The organism is Rahnella laticis, assembly GCF_015644585.1.
GTDB lineage: Bacteria > Pseudomonadota > Gammaproteobacteria > Enterobacterales > Enterobacteriaceae > Rahnella > Rahnella laticis.
The window spans coordinates 25,239-42,363 of sequence record NZ_JADOBI010000014.1 but is presented as its reverse complement, the minus strand read 5'-3'; the positions used below and the strand labels follow the sequence as shown (position 1 = coordinate 42,363).

Here is a 17,125-nt window from a genome sequence, read left to right as displayed (position 1 = left end):
ATGGATGTGTAAACATCTGGACGGCTAAACAGGAATTAAAAAGATGACGATACTGAATCACACTCTGGGTTTTCCACGCGTTGGTCTGCGTCGTGAACTTAAAAAAGCACAAGAAAGCTACTGGGCAGGTCACTCCACTCAGGAAGAACTGCTGGCAACCGGACGTGAACTGCGCGCCCGTCACTGGAAACAACAAGCTGAAGCAGGCGTGGATCAGGTACCGGTGGGCGATTTCGCCTGGTACGATCACGTACTGACCACCAGCCTCCTGCTGGGCAATGTGCCAGCACGTCACCAGAATGCCGACGGTTCTGTCGATCTCGATACCTTATTCCGTCTTGGCCGTGGCCGCGCACCGACCGGTAAACCGGCTGCCGCTGCGGAGATGACCAAATGGTTTAACACCAACTATCACTACATGGTGCCGGAGTTTGTGAAAGGCCAGAAATTCAAACTGACCTGGACACAGCTGCTGGAAGAAGTGGATGAAGCACTGGCGCTCGGCCACAAAGTGAAACCTGTCCTGCTCGGGCCGCTGACTTACCTCTGGCTCGGCAAAGTGAAAGGCGAGCAATTTGACCGCCTTTCACTGCTCAACGACATTCTGCCTGTTTACCAGCAGGTGCTGGCTGAACTGGCCAAACGCGATATCGAATGGGTGCAGATTGATGAACCTGCGCTGGTTCTGGAATTACCTCAGGAATGGCTGGATGCGTACAAACCGGCTTACACCGCGCTGCAACAAAGCAAAATCAAACTGCTGCTGACGACTTATTTCGACAGCGTCGGCCACAACCTCGACACGATCCGCCAGTTGCCGGTTCAGGGACTGCACATTGATGCTGTTGCCGGTCGCGACGACCTGCAAACCGTCATTAACGCGCTGCCAAAAGACTGGCTGATTTCTCTGGGCGTGATTAATGGCCGTAACGTCTGGCGTGCGGATCTGAGCACCTGGTTTGACCGCCTCAAGCCGCTGATTGAGGGCCGCAATGTCTGGATCGGCAGCTCATGTTCACTGCTGCACAGCCCGATCGACTTAAGCGTTGAAAGCCGTCTGGATGAAGAAGTGAAAAGCTGGTTCGCCTTTGCCCTGCAAAAATGTGCCGAGCTGTCACTGCTGACCTCGGCACTGAACAACCCGACCGCAGAAGCACAGCAAAAACTGGCGGAATACAGCGCGCCAATCCGCGCCCGCCGCGAATCTGCACGCGTTCATAACGCAGCCGTCGGCAAACGTGTTGCTGCGATTACGGCGGCGGACATTGAACGTCCAAACGTTTACACGAAGCGTGCCGTTGCGCAGCGTGCCCGCTTTAATCTGCCTGCATGGCCGACGACCACAATCGGTTCATTCCCGCAAACCACCGAAATTCGTGGTCTGCGTCTGGACTTTAAACAGGGCCGTCTGGACAACAACAAATATCGTACCGGCATCAGCGAGCACATCCGCCAGGCGATTAAAGAACAGGAACGCCTGGATATCGACGTACTGGTTCACGGCGAAGCTGAACGTAACGACATGGTGGAATATTTCGGTGAGCATCTGGACGGTTTTGTGTTCACGCAAAACGGCTGGGTACAGAGCTACGGTTCCCGCTGCGTCAAACCGCCGGTTATCATCGGCGACGTCAGCCGTCCGGAAGCTATCACCGTTGAGTGGGCGAAATACGCACAGTCGCTGACCGAAAAACCGGTGAAAGGCATGCTGACTGGCCCGCTGACCATTCTCTGCTGGTCGTTCCCGCGTGAAGATGTCAGCCGTGAAACCATCGCGAAGCAAATCGGGCTGGCGCTGCGCGACGAAGTGGAAGACCTGGAAAAAGCCGGTATTGGCATCATCCAGATTGACGAGCCGGCACTCCGCGAAGGTCTGCCGCTGCGCCGCTCAGAATGGAATGCTTACCTGCGCTGGGCTGTCGATGCTTTCAAACTGAACGCCGCGATTGCCAGCGATGACACGCAGATCCACACCCACATGTGTTACTGCGAATTCAACGACATCATGGATTCCATTGCCGCGCTGGATGCCGACGTGATCACCATCGAAACCTCACGTTCCGATATGGATCTGCTGGAGTCATTCAAAGACTTCGAGTATCCGAACGAAATCGGGCCGGGCGTTTACGACATTCACTCACCGAACGTGCCAAGTGTGGAATGGATTGAAGACCTGCTGCGCAAAGCGGCGGACCGTATCCCGGCAGAACGCCTGTGGGTAAACCCGGACTGTGGCCTGAAAACCCGTGGCTGGCCGGAAACCCGCGAATCGCTGGAAAACATGGTGAAAGCCGCCAAACGTCTGCGCGCAGAGAACCTCTGATTACGTTGTGTTGTTGCTGAAACGTTTTGGGGCACTCAGGTGCCCCTTTTTTTTATTTCCCTCACTGAAATATGGGGTATTGCTTTTGTCTGTTGGTCTGATGTCATAGGCTGAATGACGTCTCCCTTTCTTAATTATTGCGTCAATACTCGTTAAGCAGAGGAATTTTCCTCTGGTCCGACACACACGCAATTTCTAAGTTATGGGAGTCATTATAATGAACATACTCATTGTTGATCCGTTGCCGCTGTTTATACAGGGATTGACGGCTGGTCTTAAAAATACAATGCCGGACATCTCTGTTAATGGCGTCAATCAATGTGAAAATATTTGGGAGATACTTTCGGCGACCCCTATTTCCGTAATACTGATTGACGGAGGAATGGAGAATAGTTCACAGCTCATCTTGCTGGATGATATTGCTGCCCGATATCCCCATATCCGTATCATCGTGATGTTAATGAAGGTAAGAAAAGACTCGCTACGGCGCTTCCTCGAGCATCATGCTGTTGCAGTCGTTTCAAAAGAGGCGTCAATGGAGACTATTTTCCAGGTAATAAAAACGGCATGCTGCGGAATGGTCTGTATTCCGCACAGTGAAAGTGTGTGGGATATGGATAGCGAACAGGCATTATTAACGAGATTAAGCGATCGTCAGCGGGAAGTGTTAAGGCTTATTGCAGCCGGAGAATCAAATAAACAAATTAGTCGTCTTCTTAATATTAGTGCCGGAACAGTAAAATCCCATCTTGAATCTATTTATCGTCGCCTTAATGTGAAAAACAGAACACAGGCTGCGATGATGATGTCATCCGACGAGTAATTTTTTTGAAAAAACCGTTTCAATAAGTAAATAGAATCCGCCATCAGGCGTTTATTTTTCACCAGGGATTATTCATCTTCAGTGTGGCTGAAAAGGATCAGACGTTACTGCCGCAACGTCTGATAAGTTAATCAGGATTTAGTTTTGGTGGTTGTTCTCTTCCTGCCTGCTGGCGCCACAGCGGGAACCGATGTTTTCCTCACCCGCGTTTTCCTCGATTTATCGGCCTTCGCTGCCCGGTCTTGTTCCAAAGGCGTACCCAGCTTTCGCTTATCGCGCAGAACCAGCCAAAAATAGTGGGTGGCGACCATCGAAATCCCCATATCCTTTAAAGCCCAAAACGGAATTTCATTGGCATAAAGCTGCGTGCCATAAAGCAGGTAAGGCAAATTCAGTGCGCCTTGTGCGGCAAAACCCAGCGCGGCAGTAATCAGGCCAACGCGGTACCAAACTGACATCAGCAGGATACGTTCATTGAGTGCGCAGAAGAAAATCATCACAGCTGTCATCATATCGAGGAGGGTTAGCAGGAAAAATCCCGGCCATTCTAAATGACTCATCCTATTCTCCTCGTGATGGTTTGCTGGTGGTGGTTCTTCTGCGCGTCGATTTTGTTGTCGAAATTGCTGGCGGAGATCCTTTGGCGCGAAGCCCGCGAGCCACTCGCTTCAGCTCTCCTGCGACTTCGAGAATATCGCTGTCTTCCCGGCGGTTGAAAAAATTTGCCAGCCAGGCAATCACTCCGACACTGATCACACCCAGTCCATAGCCTAATCCCATGGCATTATCAGCCTGATCAAAGTTCATCCCCAGCCAGCGCGATACCAGACCGCCGAGGGTAAATGTGGCCGCGACACTGATGCTGCAAATGATAAGTCCGGCGGAAAAACGTCCGTGCTGATGCAATTTTTTTGGCTGCCAGAAGAAAGAAATACTCAGTCCGCCAAACAAACCGGAAAAGGCAGCCAGGATCTGGCTGATAAGAAAACTTTGTGAGGATTCAAGCATGACGGCTGCCATAGTGAACTCCTTAGAAAGACAGTGCCACCGGAGTGGCACTGAAGAAGAATGAAGCGCGGTTCAGAAACAGATTACAATTCCTGAGAAGTCATACTGCACGCCGTTGAGTGTCACCCGGTTCCCGACTGGCTGGTTTACGGCCCCGTGGAAATTTGATGCAGGGTCGTAGGCGTAAAAACCTTGTGCGTTCCGCCCGAGCGCAATCCAGTGATTGCCATCGAGCACCAGCGCCAGGTAATAACCTGCGGCCTGAACCAGAGCCTGAAGGTTGGCGGTGCTGCTTATAACCGCTGCTGTGCTACCAATCCGCGTGGTTTCCGGCCCAATTAAAGGATGCATGGCGACGGGCATTAACGGTTTATTCACCATAACCTGCACCTGATCGTTAAACCCACGAGCGATACCGACACGAACGAGACTTGAAGGTAACGAGCGCGGTGCCGGCGGGGCAAAAATTAGCGGATAGCCGGGAGGAAGAGGATTCTGTCTTGCAATAATATCGTTATATACCGTGGCACCGGTGGGTGTATTGACGGGCAGTCCCTGATTACGGGCATTGACTAATGCCGCCAGAGAAAATGCGCCACAAGAATCGCTGCCTGCCGGTTGCTGAAGCGTAAAAGTTTCAAACATGGTGATACCTCTCAACGAATATAAATGAGTAATGGACCTTCAGGTGTGATATTTATCGTTCAATGCTGTTTAAATACAGGCTTTAATAATAACTCTGGATGTGTTTTCGTTGGTGCTTAAATAACGCTCCTGTCTTTGAGGTGAATAAATAAGACGTTTTGCACTGCGTAATCCACGGACGGATTCCAGATCCGCGCTGTACCATTTTTCGCCACTTTTCTGCTCCGGGATCTGAACACTGTCTCCGCCAATCTCTTTCTTATTGAGTACCCAGACTTTCCAAAGAGAATCCTGCGAATTTCCGCTCCAGCCCTGTTTTTTGGCATAGTCCGTGGTGACATATTGCACGGGCAAAACGTCATCCTTATTTAATGTCCGTAATAATTTTACCAGGCTGGCTTCATCATTGATGGTCTTGTTATTATCCGTTTCCAGTTGCTGATTGGCATCATGAACAGCGATATCACACTTTATTTTATCGACGGCATTCGCCGTTGATGTCAGTAAAGCCAAAAAAGATAAAAAAACCAGTTGCGGGAATAATCCCGATAAATAACTTCGGCGAATTGTCATAATGTTTATTTCCTGTATTCATGAATGTTCGGGAATATAAAATGAAAGGCGGTGAACACGTTATTCCGGCTGGCTGATGAATAACGCGCGCTCTGCCGTACGACGCCGGATTAATCCGGCAACCTGTTTCCCACCCGCTTTATCCCAACGCAGGAATTCATTAGCCGCATCCTGATACTGACGCGCATTCAGCACTCTCAGTAATGTTGAGCTTTTCAAATTGCCGATGCCAAGATTGAAGGTGAAAGAGACCAGCGCATCAAACTGATTCTGCGTGAGCGGAACAATGACGTACTGATTCACTGCTTTCTCACTGATACCCAGATCCTGACGCAAAAGCGCGTCAGCCTGCGCTTCCGGGATTGCAGCAGAAAAAGATTCATCCGGCAGGATAAGATGCCCATAACCGATGGTCCATTTACCGACAACATCCTGATATTTTTCCAGACGCAGTCCCTCGAAAGTTTTGATCAGCGCAACCCCTTTTGCGCCGGTAGATAAACGTGGCTCACTCATCAGCAGATACCTCTGTCGTGTTAGGTTTCGGGATAACCCGGTTGGTGTATTCATCAATCAGGCGCATGACACTTTCGGGTGGTTCGAGCACGGTAAACTGCATCTCGATATCCACATGACGGCTGTCACGGCCTTCCTGATTTTTGCTGGCAGGCGAGAGACTTACGTGAAAACGACTGACGTTTTCTTCGCCACCTTCAATGGGCAACTGTTCAACGCCATCGGTACGGATGGTCAGATGAACCTTCATTTTTTCCAGCATCAGCCCACGCGGCGTGGAGAGTGCGACTAAAGGCAGCTCGAAATGATGCTTGTCGTCAATCTGCATAATCATCGTGCGCGGTACGACTGAACCGTCATCAAGATGTTCAAAATACGGATCCAGCGCCTGCATATATTGATGTGCAATCAGCTGGTTGGCTGCGCTAGCCGCTTGTTGCATACCGCGGGTAACTTCTTCAAGCGATACCGGCATCAGCCCTCCCGGTGACGGTGGAGGCGGCGTGCCTGAATTCCCCGGAGGAGGAACCGCTCCGCCCGACGATGTTTCGCCAGTAGTTTTCCCGCCCCGTAGCCAGCTTTTTAAAGACATAACCTGCTCCTGATTAAAAAGGCCCCGCGCTGGCGGCCTTCGGATTAGACGTTGTCAGACACCGGCATGATCAGGCTGGTGCTTTTTCCGGGGTTTTATCCGCGGATGTTGCTGTTGGTGTGAAAGCATCCAGCTCTTTTTTGTTCGCTTCGGCTGGCAGAACGGCAGGTTTAGTCGCGGCATCCGTCAGGAAGTCGATCACGCGCATCAGTGCTTCCGGCGGTTGCTGGCGTTTGATCTGCGTGTGGATGCTGTATTTGGCGCGGGTATCGGATTTACGGGTTTGTTCGGCTTTATGTGAAACACGCCCGGAGACTTTTACTTTGACCGGCCCCCAGCCCAAAGTGGCTTCGAAAGAGCCTTCGGCGTCATCGCTGCTGGAGCTGGATTCGCTTTGAGTCACTTCAAGTTCGAAGTCAATCGTACCTTCTTCAATACAAATAATCGGATGGGTGATGGCCGCCAGCAGAGGAATGCGCATGGTCTTTTTGACCACCCCCTGGATGACGCCAGCCTGATCGACAACCGTTTCGTCGTAGTCAAACTGAACGGCCTCTGCCTTGCCATCTTTAATACAAACCGAAAGCAGGAAGTCGGCATAAGCTTTACTGGCCTGAACCTGCGCTTTGATCATGGCCTGCAACGGCCCGCCAATCATGTTTTCCAGTGGCAGGGCATTGATGACGGAACCAATAAATTGTGAATCCATAATGTTTACTCCTGTTGGATAAGTGCGATACGAGGTGCGGACCCGCAGACAAAGAGTAGGGCGACGTGTGCCATGAAAATATCCGTTGGCTGGCTGGAAACGGGAGATAAATGGCCGGTAGGGGGATCTGCCATCCGCCTCATTCGCACTTTGTTACGTCTCTTTCAGCCCCCGTAATACGGCGGCTGTAGTGCTATCCGGGTGAAGTAATGCAGCTGATATCCACGAAGGGCGCGGTTCTCCGCTAGGCTTAAAGCCTGTTTCACGGATTTATTCCTTCATCTGAACAGGGAGAGAACATGAACCGATTTACAGATAAAGTGGTTGTCGTGACCGGCGCGGGTTCTGGCATGGGCGCGGCATCGGCGCGACGTTTTTCTTCGGAAGGCGCGATTGTCGTGCTGGTGGGGAGAACAAAAGAGAAACTGGAGAAAGTCGCCAAAACGCTGAGCAGCACGCAGTATTACATTCATCTGGCGGACGTTTCTTCCGCGCAGGATGTCGAGCGGATGGCGGCGGTGATCGAAGACAAATTCGGGCGTGTTGATGTGCTAGTTAACGGCGCTGGCGTGGTTGTACAAGGTAAAGCGACCGAAGCGAGTCTGGATGACTGGCAGAAAATTATCGCCATTGATCTGAGCGGCGTCTTTTACTGCACGCGTTTCTTCATGCCTGCGTTGATCAAAAGTAAGGGAAATATCGTCAACATTTCCTCGGTTTCCGGTACCGGCGGCGACTGGGGAATGAGTTTCTATAATGCGGCAAAAGGCGGCGTGACGAACTTTACCCGCTCGATTGCGATGGACCACGGTAAAGACGGCGTGCGTGTTAACGCGGTGTGCCCGTCACTGACCTTTACGGAGATGGCGGCCGGAATTAAAGACAACAAGCCGTTGCTGGCTAAATTTGCCGAACGAATTCCACTGGGACGGGGTGCGGAACCGGAAGAAATCGCAGATGTGATTGCCTTTCTTGCCAGCCACGACGCCCGTTTCGTGACCGGCGTAAACCTGCCGGTTGATGGCGGTTTGTCGGCGTCCAACGGACAGCCTCCGCAGGCATAAGCTGATATTTCCGGCCCGCTGCTTCACCGGCAGGCCGGATTTCCCGGTACTCCTCCCAAATTTGTGACTTCCTTTTCTGTCTGCGCCGCAGGTTAGTTATGATGACGTGATTCCGCTGACAGGTAACCTGAACATGACGCACCCTCTTTTTTCCGTTTTATCTCCGGTACTTGAGCAACCCGAAGGCGTCCGGCAGGTCTTTTTTGCCGGTGCCCAGCATCCGGTGCCGGAGCTGGCGTATCAGGTAGGTTTTCCGCGTCTGGAGCTCATCCTTGAAGGGGATCAGAGGATGGAATGGGAAAATGAGCAGGGCGTGAGTCAGGTTGTCCGGATGCAGGCGGGAGATGCGTTATTCGTGCCCGCAAAAGGCTGGAACAGTCCGCAGTGGCAAACGCCGGTTCGCACGCTGAGCCTGTTATTTGGCAAACAGCAGCTGGGTTTCAGCCTGCTCGGCTGGGACGGCAAGCAGTTTGATTCACGTGAAAAAGGCAATACCGGCAGGCGCGGGCCGCGCGTGGGCGCTTTTATGTTGCAGGCGCTCAATGAACTGGCTTGGCACCGGGCGGATCAGCGGACGGCGCGGTTCCTGGTAAAAGGATTACTGAGCCACGCGCTGGATTTATTCGGTTCATCGGCGCATACCGCATCACGCAGTCAGGCGCTTTTCGGCGCGATACGCCAGCATATCGAAGAGCATTACCGCGAACCGCTCACGCGGGATTCCGTCGCCAAGGCGTTTTATATTTCACCGAATTATCTGTCACATCTGTTTCAGAAAAGCGGCGGGATTGGGCTGAACGAATATCTGAACTATGTGCGGCTGGAGCAGGCAAAAAATCTGCTGAAAGGGTATGACATGAAAGTGAAAGAAGTCGCCCATGCCTGCGGATATATCGACAGCAACTATTTTTGCCGCCAGTTTAAGAAAAGCACCGAACGTTCCCCTTCCGAATATCGCCGCCAGTATCGCAGCCAGTTTAAGAGTCTGGAGCCGTAAACGCGCTGATGGCCAATATTATGCGAGAACGATGTGCGTACCCTGCGGAGATGCGGCGATCTTTTTCACTGCAGCCATGACTTTTTCCGGCGTGCGCAAAAAAGTGTGAATGCCTGTCTGTACGCAGCGGCTGTGAGTAAAGCGGTCACTGTTTTCCAGCTGGATCTCCGTAATAAGCAAAACGATATCCGCCTGAGCAATATCGCTATCCGAAAGCACGTTCTCGACACCCAGCGCGCCCTGCGTCTCCACTTTCACCTGCCATTTTTCCTGCAAGCACAGCTTTTCCAGGCGTTCTGCCGCCATATACGTGTGTGCGACACCGCTGATGCAGGCGGTGACTCCGACCAGTTTTAATGACATTTACCGCTCCCCATAGCTGGAAATTTTACCCGCCCATCGTCACGGTATACCCATCGCTTTCAGCCATTGCGCGCAATGGCGCAAGTGCGATGGCATCCGGCACCGGTGTTTTGTGCATCGAATAGGTTTTTCCTAATAACGGATATTTTGCTTCTCCGTATTTGTGGAAGGGTAACAGATGGATTTCATTTAAGTTGAAGGGTTTAAGGAAATCCAGGATCTGACGCAGGTTTTCCTGTGTCAGCGTATAGCCGGGGATCAGGGGAACGCGCGGAAGCACTTTCACATCGCGTTGGGTCAGTGCCTTAAAATTCTCAAGCACCCGGTGCTGATTCATGTTGAGCAGGGTGCGGGCCCGCGTGGCGTCCATGATTTTGAAATCAAATAAAACCTGATCGCAGTGATCAACCACCGAAAGCAAATGATCCCGAGGGACATCGCCTGCGGTTTCGATGGCCGTGTGGATCCCGAGGCCCTGTAATTCCTTCAACAACTCGCGGGCAAAAACCGGTTGCATCAGCACTTCGCCACCGGAAAGCGTGATGCCACCGCCGGATGAGCGGAAAAAAACTTCATCCTTGAGCAGCCGGGACATCAGCGCTGGCAGCGTAATGTCTTCGCCTACATATTCCAGTGCGCCGCTCGGGCACTCCTGCGGGTCTTGCAAGCAGGTCCGGCAGTTCAGGCATTTCGCCTGACGTTTGATGGTCTGGATCCGGGGCGACATGGATTCCGGGTTGGCGCACCACGGGCAGCGGTGCGGGCAACCTTTAAAGAAAACCATCGTGCGGATCCCCTGACCGTCATTGAGAGAAAAACGCTGAATATTAAAGATGCGTCCCGTCAGGGATTTTTCAGCAGTTTCACAAGCTCCGTTGACCGTGGGGATCCGCAGGTCAGAGCTGGTGCGCGGTGCGGCCGATAATGTCATCCTGAATCTCCTTTGACAGTTCGACAAAGAACGCGCTGTATCCGGCGACCCTGACCACTAATCCGGCGAAATCCTGCGGACGCCTTTGCGCTTCGCGAAGCTGTTCTGCATTCACCACGTTGAACTGAACATGCTGTAATTTCAGACGGGTGAAAGCACCGAGAAAATCAGCCAGCTTATTCAGACCCTGTAAACCTTCCAGCGTTGATGGCGTAAATTTCACGTTCAGCAGCGTGCCGTTTGAAAGCAGCGTGTTGTCGAGCTTGCTGACGGATTTCAGTACCGCGGTTGGCCCCTGATGATCTTGCCCGAGCATAGGCGACAGGCCGCCGTCGGCCAGTTGCTCGCCCGCAAAGCGCCCGTCCGGCGTCGCACCGACGACCGCGCCGAGCGGGACGTGAGCGGAAACGGTATAGGACCCCGGCGTAAACTGGCCACCGCGCGGGTTGCGGTACTGTTCGACTTCTTTGCAATAAAACCGCAGCAAGTCGGCGCTGATCAGGTCAACTTCATCGACGTCGTTGCCGTACTTCTCGAAGCGGTTGATCAGGCGGGCGCGGATCGCGCGGCCTTCTTCGCTGGCGAAATTCTCTTTCAGCGAGGCAAGCAGTTCATCAAAGCTCAGGCGTTGCTGATCAAACACCAGCCCTTTCAGCGCATGCAGTGAGTCACTGAGGTTTGCGATGCCTATGCCCTGAACGCCGGAAAAGTTATAGCGCGCGCCACCGGCAGTAATGTCTTTCCCGCTTTTCAGACAACCTTCAATGAAAGACGACAGCAACGGAACCGGTGCCCAGTCGCGGTGGCCGATATCGCAGATATTGCTGCCCTGCGCCATCAGTTTCACGTAGTGGCTGATTTTCTGGCGGATCTGTTCCACCAGCTCAGCATAGGTAATCGCAGAATTTCCTTCGTTCTCATGCAGCGTTAACTCCATGACTTTCAGCAGGTTGAACATCGCAATGTCATGCAACCCGTACGTTTTCCCTGGGATAGATAATTCGACGCAGCCGACGACCGCATAATCCCTGGCATCTTCGAGGCTCACGCCGCGGTTCAGGAAGGCCGGAACCACCACTTCATCGTTGAAGATTTGCGGAATGCCGGTGCCGAGACGGATAGTTTTGGCTGTTTTCAGCAGGAAAGGGCGGTCGATCAGCTCGTTCACCCGCACGCCGAGATTGGGCTGCGGCAGGCAGATGCTCTGATAGGCGTCCAGACACAGGAATGACAACACGTTGACCGCGCTGCGCCCCGTCTCGGTTAAACCGCCGAGTAAAATCGTATAACCCGTTGGGAAACCGGCGAAATATCGGGCACTCGACGTCGAACGTAACAGCACGATGTCATTGCATTTCACCCACAGGCTTTCCAGCAACTCTTTCAAAAACGCCGGCTGTTCGCCGTGTGAAAGAGAATGCTGATAGAACGGCAGCATGTACTGATCGAAGCGTCCGAGCGACAGCGAACTGGCGTTGGATTCGTACTGCAAAATAATATTCATGTACCAGAACAGCTGACAGGCCTGATAGAAATCCTGTGGTTTCTTACCGGAAATATGCGCGGAGATGGCGGCAATGCGTTCCAGTTCCTGCTTTCTCCCGACGTCTTCGCACGCACCGGCCATCTGCGTCGCCAGCGCGGCATAGCGCAGAATATGGCGCTGAGAGGCCTGTAAGAGAATCAGTGCCGCCTGATAAAACGTATTTTCCGGCTCCTGTTCAACGTGCTGTTGTAACTCAGACACCAGATCATCCAGCCCCGTATTCAGCAGACGCGGGTAATCAATAATGATATGCCCCTGGCCTTTGTCGGTCTGGTTGATGCTGAAAATCTGCGTTTGGGTCGCTGCCTTAACGTCTTCCGGCATTTGCTGATTAATGAAATCTTTCATTGAGCGGGATTCCCAGTAAGGGAAAAGCTGCTCGCGGTAAACCTGTTTATCCTGTTCTGAAATGTTGAAACGATCCTGAGGACGGCTGGCGAAAGCATCCAGTTCTTTCAGCAACCAGTAAGGATCCATTTCTGGTGAGACGATTCCCGCCCGCGGTTTTACCGTGCGATTACCGGCGATCAGTTCGTCTTCACGCAGGGTAATTTCAACGTTGTCCAGAATGTAAGCCGTCGCTTTAGCGCGACGCAGCAGCGTGCATTCGCCTTCGGTGCTGCGATGGCTTTCGGTATACAGCAGGGCACGTTCCAGCGAAATTTCACGCGGGCTGGCGAAGAGTGCGGCTTTCAGACGTTCGATGCGGGAAGTCATCTTATTCTCCTTGTGATTAATCCGTGGCCGCCGTGCTGGCGAGGTGTGCCGCGATTTTTTCCATAATGGCGTCAGCGCGTTTTACGGCGTCACTGATTGCCACGCGAACCACAACTTTGCCTTTAAAGCGTTCTTCAAATTTGATGCCGATGTCTTTGGTAAGGATCACCATGTCGGCGGCGGCGACATCCTCCACGGTCAGTTCATTTTCCAGTCCAATAGAACCCTGAGTTTCGACTTTGCATGCCCAGCCTTTGGCTTTGGCCGCGCGTTCAATCGCTTCGGCAGCCATATAGGTGTGAGCGACGCCGGACGGGCAGGCAGTGACAGCAATAATTTTGGTCATGATTTTCACCTTTGGTTTTACGTCTGAGGTCAGTTAATTTCGAAGTCCAGATCCAGGTCTGATTCCTGATGCTTTTTAGCCGACTGCTTTTTGGCAGCCAGATACTTCAGTACGTTGACGCACACGGCGGTCACCACCATGCCGACCAGCAGGGCCGCGATATAACCGAGTTTTCCCTCTACGACGGGCAGCACAATCAGCCCGCCCCAGCCGGCATAGCATTCGGCGCCCAGCAGCGCAGCGGTCACCGCCGCACAGGCGGAGCCCACCATAATGGAAGGAATAACGCGCAGCGGGTCGGCGGCGGCGAAAGGGATCGCGCCTTCAGTGACGCCGACGCATCCCATCAGCAGGGCGGCTTTTCCGGCTTCGCGTTCTTCAGTGGAATAGTATTTGCGGCCAATCAGTGTGGCGAAACCCAGCCCCAGCGGAGGTGTGGCGATCGCGACGGCGGCAATTGCGACGACGGTATAAACGCCCTGTGCCACGCAAATCAGCATAAAGGCGTAGGCGACTTTATTGACCGGCCCGCCCATATCGAAAGCCAGCATCAGCCCCATAATGATGGCGAGCACGACAATGCTGCCCTGCTGCATACCTTGCAACCAGTGGGTCAGCGAGGAAGTCAGCAGCCCGACCGGTTCCCCCAGCCCCCACATCATGATGCCCGCCGTCAGCAAGGTGCCGATAATCGGGATCACAAAGATCGGCATCACGGAACGCAGGATCTTCGGCACCGGGATCTTCTTCAGATAGAAAACGATGATCCCCCCGAGAAGACCGGCGATGATCGCGCCGAAGAAGCCCGCACCAAAAGAAGCGCCGACCCAGGCACCGATGGCTGAAGGCGCGAGCGCAGAGCGGTCGGAAATGGAATAACCGATGTAAGCCGCCAGGAAAGGCACCATCAGCGTCAGACCGGCCACACCAATATCAAACAGTTTTTTCAGATTCGGATCGGTCGCTGCGTCAGGCACGGCACCTTTGCCGTAAAGCATGACGGAGACCGCCAGCAGAATGCCGCCCGCAACCACAAAAGGGATCATATGGGATACGCCGGTCATCAGGTGCTGACGGGTATTTTTCAGAATATTGAGCAATTCTTTCATGGTGGGCTCCGGTGTCGGGCGAAAATAACGGAACGTCCTTTTCAGCAAAACCTCGGAAGCTGAAAGGATATTGATGACCACAATAGGCCGCCGTCATGGGCGCTAATAGTGGACAAATTTGTGTTTTACTGGACTTTTGTAAGCTCAGTTCAAAAATGCGAGCAGGTTCAAATAACCCGAGTCGGAGGGAGGTTTTTACGTCAGAACGCAGTGTGAGCTGCCTCGCAAAAAGCGACGGACATTACATTTGTCCAGTGTTTGTCATTTTTGTCTGGTAGCAAGTTGGCCCGCCAGACTCCTATCCTGCAATGAGCCGGTTTATCCGCCGGAATTTGGGATGAGGATTCAGAAATGACCAAGAAGTTGAGCTTCACCTGCGTACTGGTAAATGGTGTTCATGCCCGTCCGGCCAGCCATATTGAAACGCTGTGCAATGGATTTGATTCTTCTTTTCACTGGCACAATGCCCGTTCTGACCGTAAAGCCGATGGCAAAAGTGTTCTGTCGCTGATTGGCGCGGATATTTTGCTGGGTGATGAATGCCACGTCACCGTGGAAGGAGAAGATGAAGAAGCCGCCTTTGCCGCGCTGGCGCATTTTATTGAACACCAGTTTCCGCTGTGTGATGAAGCCCTGCCTGAACATGATGATCAGGCGGAGCGGGAACCTCTTCCTGAATCTCTGGCACATCTTTCCCCGCTGGTCTTTCGCGCCCGTTCGGTCAGTGAAGGCTGTGCGCTGGGGAAACTGGTCAGCCTTGCCCGCGTGAATCTGGCGACGCTGGCGGATTTACCCGAGACGCAAGGCACGGATAAAGAACAGAGTTTACTTTCTCACGGGCTGACAGGGCTGGAGAAGTCTATCGAACTTCAGCTGATGGCAGGGAATGGCACGGTGACCGCCGTGCTGGAGGCGCACCGTTCTTTGCTGCGTGATAACAGCCTGCGTGACGCGCTGCATAAGCATGTCATGGAAGGAAAAAGTTGCGCGCAAAGCATCGTGGAAACGGCTCAGCATTTCAGCGAACAGCTGGCGCAATCTTCCAGTGCCTATCTGCGTGAACGCGAACTGGACATTCGTGATGTCAGCTTCCAGCTGTTGCAGCAAATCTATGGCGAGGATTGTTTTGCGTCCCAGCAAAAACTGAGTGAAGCGAGCATTTGTCTGGCGGATGAACTGACGCCAAGCCAGTTTCTCGAACTTGATAAACAACACCTTAAAGGATTACTGCTCGGTAGCGGTGGCAGCACATCGCACACGGTGATCCTCGCGCGGTCTTTCAATATTCCCACGCTGGTTGGGGTCGATCCGCAGCCATTACAGGCATATCTGCGGCAGGATGTGCAGGTTGACGGCGATCTCGGGCTGGTGGCTTGTGCGCTCAGTGAGCCGGTAAGGCGCTATTACCGTCAGGAAGAACATGTCCGTCAGACATTGCGGCAGCAGCAGAGTGCCTATCTTGATAAACCGGGTCACACCGCCGACGGCGTGCGCCTGGAGGTCGCGGCGAATATCGCGCATTCGGTCGAAGCCGATGCGGCGTTCAGTAACGGTGCCGAAGCGGTAGGGCTGTTCCGGACGGAAATGCTTTATATGGATCGCGCGAGTGCGCCTTCTGAGGATGAGCTGTACAACATTTATTGTCAGGCAACGGAAGCGGCAAAAGGCAAAACCATTATTATCCGCACGATGGATATTGGCGGCGATAAACCGGTTAATTACCTGAATATTCCGGCTGAAAACAACCCTTTCCTGGGCTACCGCGCTGTCCGTATTTATCAGGAGTTCCTGCCTTTATTCCTCACGCAGTTGCGCTCTATTTTGCGTGCTTCCGCACACGGTCCGCTGAAAATCATGATCCCGATGATTTCCTCAATGGAAGAAATTTTATGGGTGAAAGACCGGCTGGCGGAGGCCAAACAGTCTCTGCGCAATGAACAGATTCCGTTTGATGAAAAAATCCCGTTCGGGATCATGCTGGAAGTCCCGTCGGTGATGTTCATCATCGATCAGTGCTGCGAAGAGATTGATTTCTTTAGCATTGGCAGCAATGACCTGACGCAATACCTGCTCGCCGTCGACCGCGATAACGCCAAAGTTACCCGCCATTACAACAGCCTGAATCCGGCATTCCTGCGTGGCCTTGACCACGTTGTACGCGAGGTGCATCGCCACGGGAAATGGATTGGCTTATGCGGCGAACTGGGCGCAAAAGGTTCCGTACTGCCGCTGCTGGTCGGCCTGGGGCTCGATGAAATCAGCATGAGTGCGCCGTCGGTGCCGGTGACGAAAGCGCGGCTGGCAAAACTCGACAGCCGGGAATGCCGTCAGTTGCTCAACCGTGCCATGCAGTGCCGCACGTCGCTTGAGGTTGAACATTTGCTGGCGCAGTTCCGTATGGCCGTGAACGATGCACCGCTGATCACCACAGAATGCGTGGCGCTCAATGCGGACTGGCGCAGCAAAGAGGAAGTGATTAAAGGCATGGTCGATAACCTGATGCTGGCCGGACGTTGTCGCTATCCGCGAAAACTGGCAGCAGACGTTTGGGCGCGGGAAGCCGTATTTTCGACCGGACTGGGTTTCGGTTTTGCTATCCCGCATACCAAATCAGAACATATCGAACAATCGACAATCAGCGTCGCGAAGTTGCCTGAACCGGTGCAGTGGGGCGATGAAGAAGCGCAGTTTGTCATTATGCTAACCCTCAATAAGCACGCGGCAGGTGACCAGCATATGCGGATTTTCTCAAAGCTGGCGCGCCGGATTATGCATGACAGTTTCCGGGATGCGCTGATGAATTCCACCACGGCAGCGCAGATTGAAACGCTACTGAAACAAGATCTTGAACTCTGACAGGAGA

Annotated in this window: 17 protein-coding genes; 5 read left to right on the top strand and 12 right to left on the bottom strand. The window is 53.0% G+C overall.

The features are described from left to right. The first annotated feature begins 43 nt into the window (after positions 1-43). Both metE and IV433_RS22565 read left to right on the top strand, forming a co-directional pair. Entirely contained in the window at positions 44-2,323 is a 2,280-nt protein-coding gene (gene metE, locus IV433_RS22570) for a 5-methyltetrahydropteroyltriglutamate--homocysteine S-methyltransferase (RefSeq protein WP_195816041.1), read from the top strand. A gap of 217 nt (positions 2,324-2,540) precedes the next feature. Then, positions 2,541-3,146: a response regulator transcription factor gene (locus IV433_RS22565; RefSeq protein ID WP_195816040.1), complete on the top strand. Its 606-nt coding sequence runs from the start codon at positions 2,541-2,543 to the stop codon at positions 3,144-3,146. A 131-nt stretch (positions 3,147-3,277) separates the two neighbouring features. Here the strand turns inward: IV433_RS22565 and IV433_RS22560 are convergent, their stop codons facing one another. The 7 genes from IV433_RS22560 to IV433_RS22530 all read right to left on the bottom strand — a co-directional run bounded on the left by IV433_RS22560 (position 3,278) and on the right by IV433_RS22530 (position 7,189). Continuing rightward, a complete protein-coding gene (locus IV433_RS22560) occupies positions 3,278-3,706 on the bottom strand; it encodes a hypothetical protein (protein ID WP_195816039.1) in 429 nt (142 codons plus the stop codon). A gap of 1 nt (position 3,707) precedes the next feature. Then, positions 3,708-4,166 carry a hypothetical protein gene (locus IV433_RS22555; protein ID WP_195816038.1) on the bottom strand — a complete coding sequence of 153 codons (459 nt, stop codon included), beginning with the start codon at positions 4,164-4,166 and terminating at the stop codon, positions 3,708-3,710. Between the two features lie 60 nt (positions 4,167-4,226). Beyond that, on the bottom strand, positions 4,227-4,799 hold the full coding sequence (locus IV433_RS22550) for a hypothetical protein (protein ID WP_195816037.1): 573 nt from the start codon (positions 4,797-4,799) through the stop codon (positions 4,227-4,229). A gap of 69 nt (positions 4,800-4,868) precedes the next feature. Next, complete coding sequence (locus IV433_RS22545; RefSeq protein WP_195816036.1) at positions 4,869-5,372, bottom strand: ribonuclease domain-containing protein; 504 nt, start codon at positions 5,370-5,372, stop codon at positions 4,869-4,871. Positions 5,373-5,432: 60 nt separating this feature from the next. Beyond that, on the bottom strand, positions 5,433-5,888 hold the full coding sequence (locus IV433_RS22540; RefSeq protein WP_195816035.1) for a lysozyme: 456 nt from the start codon (positions 5,886-5,888) through the stop codon (positions 5,433-5,435). After that, a complete protein-coding gene (locus tag IV433_RS22535) occupies positions 5,881-6,480 on the bottom strand; it encodes a DUF2589 domain-containing protein (protein ID WP_195816034.1) in 600 nt (199 codons plus the stop codon). Before IV433_RS22535 ends, IV433_RS22540 begins: the two co-directional genes overlap by 8 nt. A gap of 70 nt (positions 6,481-6,550) precedes the next feature. Further along, complete coding sequence (locus IV433_RS22530) at positions 6,551-7,189, bottom strand: DUF2589 domain-containing protein (RefSeq protein ID WP_195816033.1); 639 nt, start codon at positions 7,187-7,189, stop codon at positions 6,551-6,553. 299 nt (positions 7,190-7,488) lie between these two features. Between IV433_RS22530 and IV433_RS22525 the strand changes: the two genes are divergently transcribed. After that, the gene (locus IV433_RS22525; RefSeq protein ID WP_101079400.1) at positions 7,489-8,253 is read left to right on the top strand and encodes an SDR family NAD(P)-dependent oxidoreductase; all 765 of its coding nucleotides are present in this window, start codon (positions 7,489-7,491) and stop codon (positions 8,251-8,253) included. 133 nt (positions 8,254-8,386) lie between these two features. Beyond that, positions 8,387-9,250, top strand: a complete 864-nt coding sequence (locus tag IV433_RS22520; RefSeq protein ID WP_195816032.1) for an AraC family transcriptional regulator — start codon at positions 8,387-8,389, stop codon at positions 9,248-9,250. An 18-nt stretch (positions 9,251-9,268) separates the two neighbouring features. On the opposite strand, the gene IV433_RS22515 is transcribed toward IV433_RS22520, so the two are convergent. From IV433_RS22515 to IV433_RS22495, 5 genes are read right to left on the bottom strand one after another with little or no spacing between them, the layout of a single operon-like run. Then, positions 9,269-9,613, bottom strand: a complete 345-nt coding sequence (locus tag IV433_RS22515) for a PTS fructose-like transporter subunit IIB (protein WP_195816031.1) — start codon at positions 9,611-9,613, stop codon at positions 9,269-9,271. A gap of 25 nt (positions 9,614-9,638) precedes the next feature. After that, complete coding sequence (locus IV433_RS22510; protein ID WP_195816030.1) at positions 9,639-10,544, bottom strand: [formate-C-acetyltransferase]-activating enzyme; 906 nt, start codon at positions 10,542-10,544, stop codon at positions 9,639-9,641. Next, positions 10,510-12,807 carry a formate C-acetyltransferase gene (locus tag IV433_RS22505; protein ID WP_195816029.1) on the bottom strand — a complete coding sequence of 766 codons (2,298 nt, stop codon included), beginning with the start codon at positions 12,805-12,807 and terminating at the stop codon, positions 10,510-10,512. The genes IV433_RS22510 and IV433_RS22505 overlap by 35 nt, the downstream gene beginning before the upstream one ends. Before the next feature lie 16 nt (positions 12,808-12,823). After that, positions 12,824-13,153: a PTS fructose-like transporter subunit IIB gene (locus tag IV433_RS22500; RefSeq protein WP_195816028.1), complete on the bottom strand. Its 330-nt coding sequence runs from the start codon at positions 13,151-13,153 to the stop codon at positions 12,824-12,826. A 29-nt stretch (positions 13,154-13,182) separates the two neighbouring features. Beyond that, a complete protein-coding gene (locus IV433_RS22495; RefSeq protein ID WP_195816027.1) occupies positions 13,183-14,262 on the bottom strand; it encodes a PTS fructose transporter subunit EIIC in 1,080 nt (359 codons plus the stop codon). Between the two features lie 351 nt (positions 14,263-14,613). Here IV433_RS22495 and ptsP point away from each other — a divergent pair, with 351 nt between their 5' ends. After that, positions 14,614-17,118 (top strand): phosphoenolpyruvate--protein phosphotransferase, encoded by a 2,505-nt coding sequence (ptsP, locus tag IV433_RS22490; RefSeq protein WP_195816026.1) that lies wholly within the window; start codon positions 14,614-14,616, stop codon positions 17,116-17,118. The last annotated feature ends 7 nt before the right edge of the window (positions 17,119-17,125 follow it).

Coding starts and splice junctions, on each gene's coding strand:
- metE (WP_195816041.1), top strand. CDS start 44: ATGACGATACTGAATCACACTCTGGGTTTTCCACGCGTTGGTCTGCGT.
- IV433_RS22565 (WP_195816040.1), top strand. CDS start 2,541: ATGAACATACTCATTGTTGATCCGTTGCCGCTGTTTATACAGGGATTG.
- IV433_RS22560 (WP_195816039.1), bottom strand. CDS start 3,706: ATGAGTCATTTAGAATGGCCGGGATTTTTCCTGCTAACCCTCCTCGAT.
- IV433_RS22555 (WP_195816038.1), bottom strand. CDS start 4,166: ATGGCAGCCGTCATGCTTGAATCCTCACAAAGTTTTCTTATCAGCCAG.
- IV433_RS22550 (WP_195816037.1), bottom strand. CDS start 4,799: ATGTTTGAAACTTTTACGCTTCAGCAACCGGCAGGCAGCGATTCTTGT.
- IV433_RS22545 (WP_195816036.1), bottom strand. CDS start 5,372: ATGACAATTCGCCGAAGTTATTTATCGGGATTATTCCCGCAACTGGTT.
- IV433_RS22540 (WP_195816035.1), bottom strand. CDS start 5,888: ATGAGTGAGCCACGTTTATCTACCGGCGCAAAAGGGGTTGCGCTGATC.
- IV433_RS22535 (WP_195816034.1), bottom strand. CDS start 6,480: ATGTCTTTAAAAAGCTGGCTACGGGGCGGGAAAACTACTGGCGAAACA.
- IV433_RS22530 (WP_195816033.1), bottom strand. CDS start 7,189: ATGGATTCACAATTTATTGGTTCCGTCATCAATGCCCTGCCACTGGAA.
- IV433_RS22525 (WP_101079400.1), top strand. CDS start 7,489: ATGAACCGATTTACAGATAAAGTGGTTGTCGTGACCGGCGCGGGTTCT.
- IV433_RS22520 (WP_195816032.1), top strand. CDS start 8,387: ATGACGCACCCTCTTTTTTCCGTTTTATCTCCGGTACTTGAGCAACCC.
- IV433_RS22515 (WP_195816031.1), bottom strand. CDS start 9,613: ATGTCATTAAAACTGGTCGGAGTCACCGCCTGCATCAGCGGTGTCGCA.
- IV433_RS22510 (WP_195816030.1), bottom strand. CDS start 10,544: ATGACATTATCGGCCGCACCGCGCACCAGCTCTGACCTGCGGATCCCC.
- IV433_RS22505 (WP_195816029.1), bottom strand. CDS start 12,807: ATGACTTCCCGCATCGAACGTCTGAAAGCCGCACTCTTCGCCAGCCCG.
- IV433_RS22500 (WP_195816028.1), bottom strand. CDS start 13,153: ATGACCAAAATTATTGCTGTCACTGCCTGCCCGTCCGGCGTCGCTCAC.
- IV433_RS22495 (WP_195816027.1), bottom strand. CDS start 14,262: ATGAAAGAATTGCTCAATATTCTGAAAAATACCCGTCAGCACCTGATG.
- ptsP (WP_195816026.1), top strand. CDS start 14,614: ATGACCAAGAAGTTGAGCTTCACCTGCGTACTGGTAAATGGTGTTCAT.